The organism is Pseudozobellia thermophila (assembly GCF_900141855.1).
In the GTDB taxonomy this organism is placed as follows: domain Bacteria; phylum Bacteroidota; class Bacteroidia; order Flavobacteriales; family Flavobacteriaceae; genus Pseudozobellia; species Pseudozobellia thermophila.
In genome coordinates, this window is sequence record NZ_FQYU01000004.1 from 35,115 (window position 1) to 48,036 (window position 12,922).

The following is a 12,922-nucleotide window of genomic DNA, read 5'->3' on the forward strand; positions in this document are numbered from 1 at the left end:
GATGCAGCGAATTCTAGTTCCCATCGATTTTTCGGAACCCGCCGAGCACGCCTTGGAGGTGGCGGCCCAAATCGCCAAACGCCAAGGGGCCGAAATCGTAATGCTGCATATGCTCGGACTTTCGGAGGCCGTACTGACCAAGAACGAGGAACAGGAATACAAAGAGGCCAAGTATTATCTGGGCCTTGCCAAAAAACGATTCAAACCCCTTATGGACAAGCCATTCCTGAAGGGTGTGGAGGTAAAGGTTATCGTGCAAAACTACAAGGACTTCAAGGAGTTGGACAGGGTGGCCCAAGAGCGGCACATCGATTTGATCGTTATGGGATCGCACGGTGCCAGTGGACTGAACGACTTCTTTGTGGGCTCGAATACCGAAAAGGTGGTCCGTAGCTCCAGGGTTCCCGTTCTGGTGGTAAAAATGAAAAATCCGGAGTTCAAGGTCGAAAGCATTCTCTTTGCCTGTGATTTCAACGAGGGGTTCGTACCTGCCTTCAAAAACGTACAGGCCATGGCCACCGGTTTTTCGGCCCGGCTACAATTGGTCTATGTCAATACCCCTTACGGCGGTTTTAGCAGCAACACCGAAATAGGGCAACGCATTGCCAAGTTCTTTGAAAAGGCAGGCACCGATATACCGCAAGTGGCCATCTACAACGATTATTCCGTGGAGGAAGGCCTCTTGAACTATGCCAAGGAGGGCGGTTTCGATATTCTTGCCCTTCCTACCCGTGGCCGAAAGCCCATTTCCCATTTTCTTCTGGGCAGCAGAAGTATCGGCGAAGATGTGGCCAACCACGCCAACCTACCCGTCCTGACGCTTAAAGTCTAAGGAGCACCGATGTTCTTCTGCCCGATTAGGGGCAAGGGCGGGGACTATTTCAGCAATAGGTCGATCTTTGCCAGGAGCACCAGTTCCGATTTGTTCTTACCCGCATAGGAATTGGCAATGGCATGGGCCGTTTTTTTGACCAAGGCCTTAATGGTATCGGAAAAGGCATGCGGATGTTCGGTGTAGAATTCCTTAAAGTCCTCAAAGCACGCCTCACTGCTCTTTTCGTTCTCCAGCAACCAATCGAAGACTATTTCAATTTGGTTGGCGGCATCGGTGCCGTACCGATCGGTAAAGTCATCGACGTACAACCAATCTTCCTTCACCAGTTGCTTTAACCTATCCCATTCCTTTTCATGCACATTGCCATCACTGATCGCCAGGGCGTAAAACAATTTGCCCAGGCTTTCATAAAGCTGGTTCATGGTTTTCTGTGTATTCTGCATTATTTTTATTTTTTATGGGTTGAGTTTTCTAAAAATAGGATACTTAAGCCGTGTTTTATATGATAAAAATCAGTTAGGAATCTTTACATTTGGTACATGCAGGTTTTTCAGAAAAACAGTAATATTTTCAACCTCCTCTCAGAAGGTATTTCCGAAGGGATCATCGTCACCAATGCGCATCAGGTTATCGTGGCCAACAATACCTCGGCCGAGGAAATGTTCGGTTACCAAAAGGACGAGCTGGTAGGCAAACCCCTCGATGTATTGATTCCCCAGCGGTACCGCCACGACCACAGTGGCCACGTCAAGAATTTTATCGCCAAAAGCAAAAAGAGGCAAATGGGCCACGGCATCGATTTGTACGGCATCCGGAAGAACGGCCGGGAATTTCCGGTCGAAGCGGGACTCAATCCTTTTCAGCTCTATGGCGAAACCTACGTTATGGCCCTCGTCATCGACATTACGGAGCGAAAGCAAAAGGAAAGGGAGCTGAGTCATTGGGCCCGTATATTTCAAGATTCGCTCAACGAGATCTATATCTTCGACGCCCAAACCTTCAAGTTCGTAAACGCCAACAAGGAGGCCCAGCGAAATACGGGATACAGCATGGACGAGCTGGCCCAAATGACCCCGATCGACATCAAACCCGAATTGAACGAAACCGGGTTCCGGGAAATGGTCGAGCCCCTGCTCGACGACGAAAAGGGAAAGATCAAATTCGAGACCTTTCATAAAAGGAAGGACGGTTCCACCTATCCTGTGGAAGTACACTTGCAACTGTCTTCCCTGGGCGATAGCCAAGTCTTCGTCGCCATAATATTGGACAATACCGAACGAAAGATCTATACCGAACAACTTGAACAGAAGGTAAGGGAACGCACTAAGCAGCTGACCGAGGCCCTGGCCGTTGAAAAAGAACTGAACGAACTGAAAACCCGTTTCCTATCCTTGGTTTCCCATGAGTTTAAAACACCATTGAGCAGTATTTTAACCTCCATTACCTTGTTGGGAAAATACACGCAGACCGAACAGCAAGATAAGCGCGACAAGCATGTAACGACCATAAAAAACAAAGTGAAGTACCTCGATGCCATTCTTAACGATTTTTTATCGGTAGAACGTCTCGAATCGGGAAAGGTCAACTACAATATAGAAGAGTTTCCGCTTAGTAAAATTGTCAACGAAGTGGTCTACGATGCCAATATGCTGCTCAAAACGGGACAAAAAATCCAGTACCCCGAAAACATTGACGACCTTATCCTGCGTTTCGATGAAAAAACCTTGGAACTGGTATTGTCCAATTTGGTACACAACGCCATCAAGTATTCTTCCGAAGGCTCCATTATCGACTTGCAGGTGCATACGGAAGAGGACAAAACCGTTATTAAGGTAATCGACGAAGGCATAGGCATTCCAAAAAAAGAACAGAAACATATTTTCAACCGCTATTTCAGGGCACAGAACGCCCTGTTGACACAAGGTACCGGTATAGGTTTGAACATTGCCAAACAGCATTTGGAGAACCTAGGTGCAAGTCTTGAGTTTTCAAGTAAAGAAAATGTTGGATCTACCTTTATTGTAACCATACCCAAAGAACTTAAAACGCTCTAGAAGATGAAAACAATCCTACTAATTGAAGACGACAGGGCCCTACGCGAGAATACCGAAGAACTGCTGGAGCTTTCGGGCTATTCGGTACTGACGGCCTCCAACGGACAAATCGGTGTCGAAATAGCCAAGAAAAACCTTCCCGATATCATTATCTGCGACATCATGATGCCCGTATTGGACGGTTACGGGGTTCTGGCCAGCCTTTCGGCCGACGAAAGGACCAAGCAAATTCCGTTTATCTTTCTATCCGCCAAAACCGAGCATAAGGAAATACGGAAGGGTATGGACCAAGGTGCCGACGATTACCTGACCAAACCCTTCGACGAGGAAGACCTGATCAGTGCCATAGAGAGCCGATTGGCCAAGGCCGAGATCCTAAAGCGCATCCCTTCCGACCCCCCTGACGAGCACGGGGTTTCGGAAGACGAAATGCGTACGCTGAACGAGTTAAAGAATTTTTTTGACGACAATGGCGAAATCGTCACCTTTTCGTCGGGGGAAACCATCTATGAGGAAGGCCAACATTCCCATAAGATATACTTGATCTTAAAAGGAATCGTCAAGTGCCACTCCATGGACGAGGACGGAAAGGAGCTGATTACGTCCCTGTATCGGGCCGATGACTTTTTGGGCTTTACCTCCTTCTTGAACAACAGTCCGTACAACGAATCGGCCACCGCCATGGAAGATGTGGAACTGGCCGGAATATCGAAGGAAGACCTCAAGGAAATTTTGGAAAAAAACCATAACGTCTCATTGCAATTGATGGAGCTTTTGACCAACAACATCTCCGAGATCAAGGCCCAATTGCTTCAGATGGCCTATAGTTCGGTACGTAAAAAAACGGCCCAGACCCTACTGCAATTTGCCGATATCATGAACACAAAATCGGAGGAGCCCATTAAAATATCGCGAAACGACCTGGCCAGTGTGGCCGGTATCGCCACCGAAAGCCTAATTCGCACCCTTTCGGTCTTTAAAAAGGAAGGGCTTATCGCCATCGAGGGACGAAACATTAGGATCAAGGAGTTGAAGGCCCTGCAATATGTAAGTTGACCCCTACAGCCTTGCCTGCACAAATCGGTGGCAACTGATAATTGTCATATTTTTCCATGGTTCACCAGCCTATTTTTGCGTGCCAAGCTATGTGAATGAAGTACTTATTAATACCCACTGATTTTTCCGCCAATTCTTGGAACGCATTGGAATATGCCGTACGGTTCTTTAAAAACGAGAGCTGTACCTTCTATATATTGCACGTTGGCGATTTAAACGAATCGGCCGTGATCGGCAATTCGTTTGCCTTGCCCCGCGAAAAGACAAGCCCCTCGATCAACGAAAAACTCAACACGGTCTTTGAGTCGATAAAAAAAGGGCCGGTCAACAAAGACCATCACTTTATCGCTCTTCAAGAATACGGCAACTTTATCGACATTATGCGCAAAACGGTGAAGGACAAGCATATCGACCTTATCGTTATGGGCACCAAAGGGGCATCGGGACTAAAAGCGTCGGTGGTGGGCAGCAATACCGGCGATGTAATCACCAAAGTGCTGTGCAACGTCTTGGTCATACCCGAAAATGCCCCGAGTATAATCCCGAACAAAATTTCATTCCCAACGGATTACAACCTGTTCTACACCCACTCGATTCTAGAGGGCCTGAACGAAATACTGCATATTTCAAAAGCCGACCTACACGTCTTGAACGTGGCCCAAGAGGAACGCGAACCGACCGCGGCCCAGAAAAGAAACAAAACCTACCTACAAGACTATTTAAGCGAAACCTTTCCTGAAAGCCATAGCTTCCATAACATATCCCACCGCCATATCAGGACGGGTATTTTACATTTTGCCGCCGAAAATAAAATAGACATGCTCGCCATGGTTGCCAAAAACCTCAACTTTTTGCAGCAACTCTTGTTCGATACCACCATCGAAAAAGTAAGTTTTCACACCCAAATCCCACTATGGGTGCTTCACGAGTAAGCCCCATTGAACTACATGCCCCAAACCCTTTTGCCCCCATACTGGAACGGCATGGCCATGCAATCGACCTGCAAAGCCCCCGCCCTACCCCAAAAATGCAAATAGGCCCGTTTATCGGCACCTGAAGTGGAACAAGGTACACGCGCCCATCGCCTTGGGTGGCACCGCGCGTATCGGTAATGACATATGTCATAGTTATTCTGCTTCGATACGGATATTTTTGGATAGCTATAAAAAAGACATGTCATGAGAACCGTGCTGATCCCAACCGATTTTTCCCCTAATGCCATGCATGCCATATCCTATGCAATGCAGCTCTACAAGTGTGAGCGCACCATCTTTTATTTTTTGCATGCCTATGCCGACGAAATCTATGCCCCCTTGAGAAACAAGGGCAAGGAACCTACGGAGGAAGATAAGGACCGAACAAGGAAAAAGGCAGAGGAAACCTTGGAAAAAATTGCGGCCGAACTCACTGCGAAATACCACAACCCCAAACACAGCTTCAAGACCGTAGCGGCAATGGACCCCCTGGTGGATGCGGTCAACGATTGGGTCAACCGTATAAACGTAGACCTGGTGATCATGGGTACCCAAGGCCAGACCTCCGACAAAAAAATCACGTTCGGAAGCCATACCGTACAGGTCTTTAAATATGTCCAATGCCCTGTTTTGGCGATTCCCGAAGGCTACGGGTTTCAACAACCGAAACGGATCGTTTTTGCCACCGACTATATGCTGCCCTATAAACGCAGGGAATTAAAACTGCTGAACACCTTGGCCGCCGATTTTAAATCGGAGGTACACTGCCTCCATATATCCGATTTTGAGGACCTCAGCCATAGGCAACTGGACAATAAGCGCTTTTTGCAAGAATCCCTGGCCAACGCCTACCTGTTCTTCGACCGAAGACCTGTCAAGAACAAAGCCGAGGCCATCATGGAGTACATCGAGGAAAAGAACAGTACCCTTTTGGTCATGGTAAATGCCCGGCATTCCTTTCTGGAAGACCTTCTGTACCGCTCTACCATAGACGAAATAGGCCTACATCCGAAAATTCCCTTTCTGGTGATGCAGAACCTGCCCAGATAATATCCAATTACCGAAAAAAATGAAAAAGATACTTTTACCCACTGATTTCTCCAACAATGCCTGGAACGCCATTTTCACGGCGGTAAAACTATATACCGATGTCAAGTGCCGATTTTATCTTTTACATGCCTACGAGCCCGGTGCCTTGAACCTCTTGGGCAGAAAAGGCCAACAACGTCTGGGGGTACTGTACGACTCCCTATCGGAATATTCGAGACAAGAGCTCGATAAGGTTATGGACTACCTCGATAAAAACCACCACAACCCCAAACACAGTTTCGAGCCCCTATCGAAATCCGATACGCTGGAAGAGGCCGTGGAAGGGGTTATTGCCGAAAAAGACATCGACCTGGTCTGTATGGGAACCCAAGGGGCCACCGGGGCCAAAAAGGTGTTTATGGGGAGCAATACCGTCAAGGTGCTGAACAAAATCAACAACACCCCCGTTTTGGTGGTCCCCGACGAATACGATTTCAAAAGGCTAAAATCCTTGGCTTTGCCGACCGACTTTACCAAAAAATACGAAAAGTACCAATTATTGCCCCTGACCGAGCTGGCCTCGCTCTGGAACACCAACGTGCAAGTGGTGCATGTGGCCATAGAATTTGCGTTGAACGACCAACAACTGGTCAATCAAAAACTCCTCAAGGAACGCTTGAACGATTTGGAGGTCACCTTTTACAACATCGATTTTGAAATCGACGTTGCCCACACACTGGAAAAATTCGCCCAAGACATCGAGGTCGACATGCTGGCCTTGATACGCTACCACCATAGCTTTTGGGAAAAAATTATAGGAGAGCCCGTAGTTAAAAAAATGACCTTCCATGCCAAGGTACCCCTTTTGGTGCTTCCTGAATAAACAAACGGACATACATCAATTCTAACCCCATAATCAACAGCAATGAAGAAGAAACATATTATACTGCCTACCGATTTTTCATCGAACGCCAGAAACGCCATCGATTACGCCATTTCCCTTTTTGAAAAGAAGGAATGCACCTTCTATATACTGCATGCCTTTGAAGCAGGGGCCTCGACCCTCAGCAACGCCAGGGTCAGGGCCAAGAATACCCGTCTCTACCGGGCCATAAAGGAAGGGTCGGAACGGGACATTGCCTATTTGGTGAAGGAACTGAAATCAAGCAACCAAAACCCGCTGCACGAATTTGAAGGCCTGAGCATATCCGATTCCTTGCTGAACGCCTTAGGCAAATCCATTATCGATTACGATGCCGATTATGTCTTTATGGGCACCAAAGGCTCTTCGGCGATCAAAGAGGTATTTATGGGCAGCAGTACGGTGAGCGTATTGAAAAACCTCGATTTTTGCCGCTTGGTGGCCGTACCCGGAAACTACGGTTTTACCGTTCCGAAACAGATAGCCTTTGCCACCAATTTCGAACACGTCTATTCGGAAGTGGAGCTTGTGCCCTTGATCGAAATGGCAAAACTATGGGATTCGGAAATCGTTGTCGTCCACATCGATACGGGCGAGGAACTTACCCCCGAACAGGAAACGTGCAAAAACCTATTGAGCGAGCGCCTGCGCGGTGTTTCCCATAAGTACGTGGAGGTTGCCGAAGAATCCAAGATTTCGGATGCCATAAGGTCCTATGCCCAAGAAAACAAGGAAGTGGGAATGATAGCCATGGTCAATTACTGGCATAGCTTTTTCGAAAAACTGACAAAGGAGAATGTCATCAACCGGGTTGCCTTCCATACGGAAGTCCCCTTCTTGATATTCCCGCTGATCGACGCCTAGAAAGAAGGGAAGGACCTTCGCTTGCGATGCCTTTTGTCAGGGGAAGTGGCCGATTTTGCCCTCTTCCCCCGATTGCACGGCCAGATACGAAGCGTGGCGGTCACATCATATGACATAAATCAGTTAAAACCAATTTTTGCTTTTCTTCCTTTGCAAAGAACCTAAAAAACCCATAGGATGGAAAAAGAAGTCGTTTTGGGCATTGATATCGGTGGAAGTTATACCAAGGTCGGCCTGGTTACCCAAAAGGGGGATATCATCGATAAGACGGCCTTTAAGACCGATGCCCAAAAACCGTTTTCGGATTTTATAAAAAGGCTGAAGGCCGAGGTAGACACCTTGGTAACTGCGTTAGAGCCGGGTGTGTCGATCCTCTTTATCGGCGTCGGCGCCCCGAACGCCAACCCCTATACGGGAGAAATCGAGAATCCGCCCAACCTGAATTGGGGAGCGGCCACTCCCTTGGCCAAAACCATCAACCAAAGCTTCAAGCTCCCGGTTACCATAGCCAACGACGCCAATGCCGCCGCCTTGGGCGAAATGTTCTTCGGGGCCGGTAAAGGAATGAAAAACTTTGTGGCCCTGACCTTGGGCACCGGTCTGGGGAGCGGTATTATCGTCGACGGGAAACTACTGATAGGTGCACATGGGGCCGCCGGGGAACTTGGCCACGTCAACGTGGATCCCCACGGACGAAGCTGCAATTGCGGCCTAAGGGGTTGCCTGGAAACCTATGCCTCGGTAACGGGAATCAAACGGACCGTTTTCGAGTTGATGGCCGATATGACAGAGCCTTCGCCCCTACGCAACTACAGTTTTGAGACCATGACAGGAACCGCCATCTCTGAGGCCGCACTGAACGGCGACCCCATTGCCTTGGCCGCCTTTGATAAAACCGGTGAAATCTTGGGAAGTAAAATGGCCGATACCGCCGCCCACCTCGATCCCGAGGCCTTTATTCTTTCCGGCGGATTGAGCAAGGCCGGTGACATTCTCTTAAACCCGATCAAAACCCGGATGGAACATCACCTCTTCGGTGCCTATAAGGGCAAGGTAAAGGTACTTTTATCGACCGCCACGGGCGACAACGCCGTTCTAGGACCGGCAGCCCTGGCCTGGACCGAACTCGAAAATACCCGGGTGGCATGATATTTATCATTTCACGGTTGTGCGGTCCACGCTACTTTTAGTTTCAAATCGCATCAAAAATGAAAAATATACTCATACCTACCGATTTCTCCAACAACGCCTGGAATGCCATCACCTATGGTATGGAGCTGTTCAAAAAAAAGCCATGCACTTTTTATATCATCAACGTGCACACCATTGCCGCCTATCCCGGCGGGGAAGCGGCCATGTACATGCCGCCCGAAGTCATCGAGGAAAGCATTCTGCACGAAAACAAGGAAAAGCTGGACAAGGTACTCCACGAGATAGAGCGTTTGCCCACCAATACCAAACACACCTTCCATACCGAGGCCCTCTATGGCTTCTTTACCGACCTTGTCAAGGAACAGGTCAAGAAAAAAAATATCGATTTGATCATTATGGGCACCAAGGGGGCATCGGGCCTGAGGGCGGTTTCCTTGGGAAGCAATACGGGCAACGTAATTACCAAGGTACCCTGTGCCGTTCTGGCCGTTCCCGAGGACGCCGAATATAAAAACCCCAAGGAAATCGGTTTCCCAACGGATTTTCAGCTCAACTACAATACCCAGGTCATGAAGCAAATAAGGGATTTTGCCGTCTTTCACAAGTCGGCCTTGCGATTCCTATACGTTTCCTCAAAAAAAGACGGGCTCACCACATCCCAGAGCAAGAACCGCGAATTTTTAAAGACCTATTTTGCCGAAATCGAACATTCTTTCCATACCCTCACCGGGAAGAAACTCGACGAAGCGGTACAGCACTTCGTTGAAAGCCGGGAACTGGATATGATCGTCATGGTCGCCAAGAACCTGAATTTTCTGGAGCGCATACTCTTTCGTCCCACGGTCGAGAAGATCAGCTACCACACCAAGGTACCCTTTTTGGTTTTGCACGAGTAAGGGCGTCCTGTCCGTTCGCCTTTTATTCCGAAGTCCATGGCCCCAAACTCCAATTGTCCCTGCCACACTCCCTTGGCGAGAGGGGCAGGGTAATGAGGGGAAGCTAAAACTTCGCTTAAACATGCGACCTTACAATTTGAACGATGTCGTTCTTCTGCAAAACGCCCGACTGTCGCCAAAGCATTTTGCCATTTTTGAACAACAGCATGGTGGGCACTCCCCTAACCTGGTACGTCGCGGCCAAGCGTTGGTTTTTATCAACGTCGATCTTAATTATCTTGATCTCCTCGCCCATTTCGTCCTTGACCTGTTTCAGGATCGGCGCCAACATTTTACACGGACCGCACCAATCGGCGTAAAAGTCCACAAGAACGGGGGTTTCCGAATCGATGATTTTGCTGAAACTACTTTTCATAAGAGCTACTCGTTTAAATTTTAAAAGTAGCAAAATTACGACCTGTACGAACTGACCAATATCATGGTTTTTAGATTTCTTCCCCCCTAGATTTACGGCGTAATCAAAAATCACAAAATGATGACGCGCATTCTACTACCCACCGATTTTTCGGACAACTCCGTTGAAGCCATCGAATACGCCATGAAGACTTTTAAGGAGGTAGACTGTACTTTTTTTCTTCTACACACCTACACCCCTCCCGTTTATCATACCGAGTACCTAATCGGCAGTCCGGGACAAATAGGCTTGGGCGATATCATGCAAGATAGCAGTACGACCCAGTTGGAAAAATTGAAGAAGCGACTGGAAGACCAGTACGACAACCCAAGGCATTCCCTGGTAATCCATACGGCCTTCAATACCCTTATCAGCGAAATTTCGGACACGGTCGAACGCGAGGGTATCGATTTGATCGTTATGGGCACCAAGGGCGCCACCGGGGCCAAGGAGATACTGTTCGGCACCAATACCGTACATACCATTAAAAAGGCGAAATGCCCTGTAATAGCCGTACCTCCGAAATTTGAATACGAGGCCCCCAAGGAAATTTTATTTCCTACCGATTATGAAATCGAATACAAAAAAGAACTCTTGCAAATGTTCTTGGCCATTGCCGAACAACACCGTTCGAGAATAAACGTGATGCACGTGCACACGGGCTACGACCTGAGCGCCGATCAGGAAAAACACAAGGCGGAACTTGAAAAGCTACTGGGAGACCAGGCCCTTTTTCACGAAATGCCCGATAATGCCATCGTAAGGGCGGTAAACGAATTTCAGGTGAAATCGAAAATAAACCTTTTGGTCATGGTACAGAACAAACACACTTTTTTCGAACGCCTCTTCATTGAACCGGTCATCAAAAAAATAGGTTTTCACGTAACCGTACCCTTTATGGTATTGCCCCAAGTCTAAAACTATCGCCATGAAAAACATTCTTGTCGCCACCGATTTTTCAAATAACGCCTACTGCGCCCTATTCTATGCCGCAAAACTACTGGGGTCGCAAAAATGCACCTTCTACCTTCTCAATGTGTTCGACGAGCTCACCCCCTTGAGCGACAAAAAGATCCAACTTTTCGCCGGCAAGCAACGGCTGGAGAAACTACAGGCGGAATCGGAGGAAAAGCTGACAAGCACCAGGCACAGGATAGTGCTCGACACCGGTAATACCCTGCACGACTTCAAGATCCTATCAAAAAAAGGACTCTTGGCGAAGAATATTATCCAGACCGTAGCTGAAAAACAGATCGATCTGGTCGTTATGGGCAACAAGGGCCTGACCGAGGCCGCGGATGTCTTTTTCGGAAGCAATACCATACGCGTCATCGACCAGATCAAAAGTTGTCCCGTACTTACCATTCCCGGGGAAATGGACTTTAAACCTCCCAAACAGATCGCATTTATTACCGATTTCAAAAAGGGCTGCACCAAAAAATCGCTGGCCCCGCTATTGTATTTCGTCTCCCTTGCCCAAGCGGGGGTGCGCGTCATGCACATTACCGAGGAAGACCTCCTCAGTACCGAACAGGAATCGCACAGAAAGCTATTGGAGCTTTCCCTGAAAGAGGTAGACCATAGTTTTCATTGGATGCAGGCCTTCGACGACAAGGCCAAGGTAATCCAGGCCTTCCTGAAAAAGGAAAAGATAGACCTCTATGCCATGGCCAACCACAAGCACAAACTCTTTGAAAGGTTGCTGCGCGAACCCGTAATCAAAGATATCAGTATGTACGCCGACATCCCCTTTCTTGTACTGCCCACCAACGACTGACAATTGTCATAGGTAAACCGGTGGCCGGCAAATATCTTTACGGAAGAACCTAAACAGAACGCAATGGACAAAAGAATATTAGTACCCACCGATTTTTCCAAAAATGCCCTAAATGCGGTTCGCTATGCACTCGACCTGTATGCGAGACTCAACTGTGAATTTTACTTTTTGAACGTTTTTCGGGCGAACAGCTATACCACCGACAGCCTCCTCATTCCCGAACCGGGAAGTGCCGCCTACGAAAAGGCCAAGAACAAGTCGGAAGAAGGATTTATCAAACTAATGGGCATGCTGGAGGTGCATCTCGACAATCCGAAGCACAGCTATCATACGATTTCCACTTTTAACGACCTATCCGAGGCCATGAGGCAAACGATCGCCCAAAAAGACATCGACCTCGTGGTCATGGGTACCAGGGGCGCAACCGCAGACCGCGAAATCATCTTTGGGGGCAATACGGTCAACGCCATGGAAAAAATCAGGGAATGCCCCGTAATGGCCATCCCTCCCGATTTCAGCTTTTCACCACCCAAGGAAATTGTCTTTCCGACCAACTACAAAACCACCTTCAAACGCAAGGAACTGAGCTACCTGGTTGAAATCGCCCGATTGCACGAAGCGACCATACGGGTCCTTTATGTCACGAAGAAACCCGATCTGAACGAGGCACAGCAAGCCAACAAAAAGTTGTTGGCCGATATTTTTGAAACCGTGGAGCACAGCTTCCATACCCTATCCGATAAAAAAGTATCCGATGGCCTGACCGCCTTTGTAGAAAGCCGGAACAGCGATATGATCGCCTTTATCAACCACAAGCACTTTTTCTTCGGAAGCGTCTTTTCGAGGCCCTTGGTCAAGGAAATAGGATATGAAGCCATCGTGCCCATATTGGCACTTCACTAAAACGGA

Annotated in this window: 14 protein-coding genes; 12 read left to right on the top strand and 2 right to left on the bottom strand. The window is 48.1% G+C overall.

Annotation, left to right across the window (positions count from 1 at the left end):
* The first annotated feature begins 1 nt into the window (after position 1).
* The gene (locus tag BUB37_RS12070) at positions 2–832 is read left to right on the top strand and encodes a universal stress protein (protein ID WP_072994076.1); all 831 of its coding nucleotides are present in this window, start codon (positions 2–4) and stop codon (positions 830–832) included.
* Between the two features lie 44 nt (positions 833–876).
* Here BUB37_RS12070 and BUB37_RS12075 read toward each other — a convergent pair whose 3' ends face one another.
* Positions 877–1,278, bottom strand: a complete 402-nt coding sequence (locus tag BUB37_RS12075; RefSeq protein ID WP_072994077.1) for a hypothetical protein — start codon at positions 1,276–1,278, stop codon at positions 877–879.
* Between the two features lie 96 nt (positions 1,279–1,374).
* On the opposite strand from BUB37_RS12075, the gene BUB37_RS12080 reads away from it, so the two are divergent.
* The 8 genes from BUB37_RS12080 (at position 1,375) to BUB37_RS12115 (ending at position 9,782) form a co-directional block, all read left to right on the top strand.
* A complete protein-coding gene (locus BUB37_RS12080; protein ID WP_072994078.1) occupies positions 1,375–2,889 on the top strand; it encodes a sensor histidine kinase in 1,515 nt (504 codons plus the stop codon).
* Between the two features lie 3 nt (positions 2,890–2,892).
* A complete protein-coding gene (locus BUB37_RS12085) occupies positions 2,893–3,945 on the top strand; it encodes a response regulator (protein WP_072994079.1) in 1,053 nt (350 codons plus the stop codon).
* Between the two features lie 95 nt (positions 3,946–4,040).
* The gene (locus BUB37_RS12090) at positions 4,041–4,877 is read left to right on the top strand and encodes a universal stress protein (RefSeq protein ID WP_072994080.1); all 837 of its coding nucleotides are present in this window, start codon (positions 4,041–4,043) and stop codon (positions 4,875–4,877) included.
* Positions 4,878–5,123: 246 nt separating this feature from the next.
* Complete coding sequence (locus BUB37_RS12095) at positions 5,124–5,969, top strand: universal stress protein (RefSeq protein ID WP_072994081.1); 846 nt, start codon at positions 5,124–5,126, stop codon at positions 5,967–5,969.
* Positions 5,970–5,988: 19 nt separating this feature from the next.
* Complete coding sequence (locus BUB37_RS12100) at positions 5,989–6,831, top strand: universal stress protein (RefSeq protein WP_072994082.1); 843 nt, start codon at positions 5,989–5,991, stop codon at positions 6,829–6,831.
* A 42-nt stretch (positions 6,832–6,873) separates the two neighbouring features.
* Complete coding sequence (locus tag BUB37_RS12105) at positions 6,874–7,734, top strand: universal stress protein (RefSeq protein WP_072994083.1); 861 nt, start codon at positions 6,874–6,876, stop codon at positions 7,732–7,734.
* 177 nt (positions 7,735–7,911) lie between these two features.
* A complete protein-coding gene (locus BUB37_RS12110) occupies positions 7,912–8,883 on the top strand; it encodes an ROK family protein (RefSeq protein ID WP_072994084.1) in 972 nt (323 codons plus the stop codon).
* Between the two features lie 59 nt (positions 8,884–8,942).
* Positions 8,943–9,782, top strand: coding sequence for a universal stress protein (locus BUB37_RS12115; protein WP_072994085.1), 840 nt, complete (start codon positions 8,943–8,945; stop codon positions 9,780–9,782).
* A gap of 115 nt (positions 9,783–9,897) precedes the next feature.
* Here the strand turns inward: BUB37_RS12115 and trxA are convergent, their stop codons facing one another.
* Positions 9,898–10,197 carry a thioredoxin gene (gene trxA, locus BUB37_RS12120; protein ID WP_072994086.1) on the bottom strand — a complete coding sequence of 100 codons (300 nt, stop codon included), beginning with the start codon at positions 10,195–10,197 and terminating at the stop codon, positions 9,898–9,900.
* A 117-nt stretch (positions 10,198–10,314) separates the two neighbouring features.
* On the opposite strand from trxA, the gene BUB37_RS12125 reads away from it, so the two are divergent.
* From BUB37_RS12125 to BUB37_RS12135, 3 genes are all read left to right on the top strand, one after another.
* Positions 10,315–11,154, top strand: a complete 840-nt coding sequence (locus BUB37_RS12125) for a universal stress protein (protein WP_244526820.1) — start codon at positions 10,315–10,317, stop codon at positions 11,152–11,154.
* 10 nt (positions 11,155–11,164) lie between these two features.
* Entirely contained in the window at positions 11,165–12,013 is an 849-nt protein-coding gene (locus BUB37_RS12130; protein ID WP_072994087.1) for a universal stress protein, read from the top strand.
* Positions 12,014–12,076: 63 nt separating this feature from the next.
* Complete coding sequence (locus tag BUB37_RS12135; protein WP_072994088.1) at positions 12,077–12,916, top strand: universal stress protein; 840 nt, start codon at positions 12,077–12,079, stop codon at positions 12,914–12,916.
* The last annotated feature ends 6 nt before the right edge of the window (positions 12,917–12,922 follow it).

What these genes read in the sequence shown, in the direction of transcription:
- BUB37_RS12070 (WP_072994076.1), top strand. Translation starts at nt 2, where the DNA reads ATGCAGCGAATTCTAGTTCCCATCGATTTTTCGGAACCCGCCGAGCAC.
- trxA (WP_072994086.1), bottom strand. Translation starts at nt 10,197, where the DNA reads ATGAAAAGTAGTTTCAGCAAAATCATCGATTCGGAAACCCCCGTTCTT.
- BUB37_RS12135 (WP_072994088.1), top strand. Translation starts at nt 12,077, where the DNA reads ATGGACAAAAGAATATTAGTACCCACCGATTTTTCCAAAAATGCCCTA.
- BUB37_RS12100 (WP_072994082.1), top strand. Translation starts at nt 5,989, where the DNA reads ATGAAAAAGATACTTTTACCCACTGATTTCTCCAACAATGCCTGGAAC.
- BUB37_RS12110 (WP_072994084.1), top strand. Translation starts at nt 7,912, where the DNA reads ATGGAAAAAGAAGTCGTTTTGGGCATTGATATCGGTGGAAGTTATACC.
- BUB37_RS12080 (WP_072994078.1), top strand. Translation starts at nt 1,375, where the DNA reads ATGCAGGTTTTTCAGAAAAACAGTAATATTTTCAACCTCCTCTCAGAA.
- BUB37_RS12105 (WP_072994083.1), top strand. Translation starts at nt 6,874, where the DNA reads ATGAAGAAGAAACATATTATACTGCCTACCGATTTTTCATCGAACGCC.
- BUB37_RS12130 (WP_072994087.1), top strand. Translation starts at nt 11,165, where the DNA reads ATGAAAAACATTCTTGTCGCCACCGATTTTTCAAATAACGCCTACTGC.
- BUB37_RS12090 (WP_072994080.1), top strand. Translation starts at nt 4,041, where the DNA reads ATGAAGTACTTATTAATACCCACTGATTTTTCCGCCAATTCTTGGAAC.
- BUB37_RS12075 (WP_072994077.1), bottom strand. Translation starts at nt 1,278, where the DNA reads ATGCAGAATACACAGAAAACCATGAACCAGCTTTATGAAAGCCTGGGC.
- BUB37_RS12085 (WP_072994079.1), top strand. Translation starts at nt 2,893, where the DNA reads ATGAAAACAATCCTACTAATTGAAGACGACAGGGCCCTACGCGAGAAT.
- BUB37_RS12115 (WP_072994085.1), top strand. Translation starts at nt 8,943, where the DNA reads ATGAAAAATATACTCATACCTACCGATTTCTCCAACAACGCCTGGAAT.
- BUB37_RS12095 (WP_072994081.1), top strand. Translation starts at nt 5,124, where the DNA reads ATGAGAACCGTGCTGATCCCAACCGATTTTTCCCCTAATGCCATGCAT.
- BUB37_RS12125 (WP_244526820.1), top strand. Translation starts at nt 10,315, where the DNA reads ATGATGACGCGCATTCTACTACCCACCGATTTTTCGGACAACTCCGTT.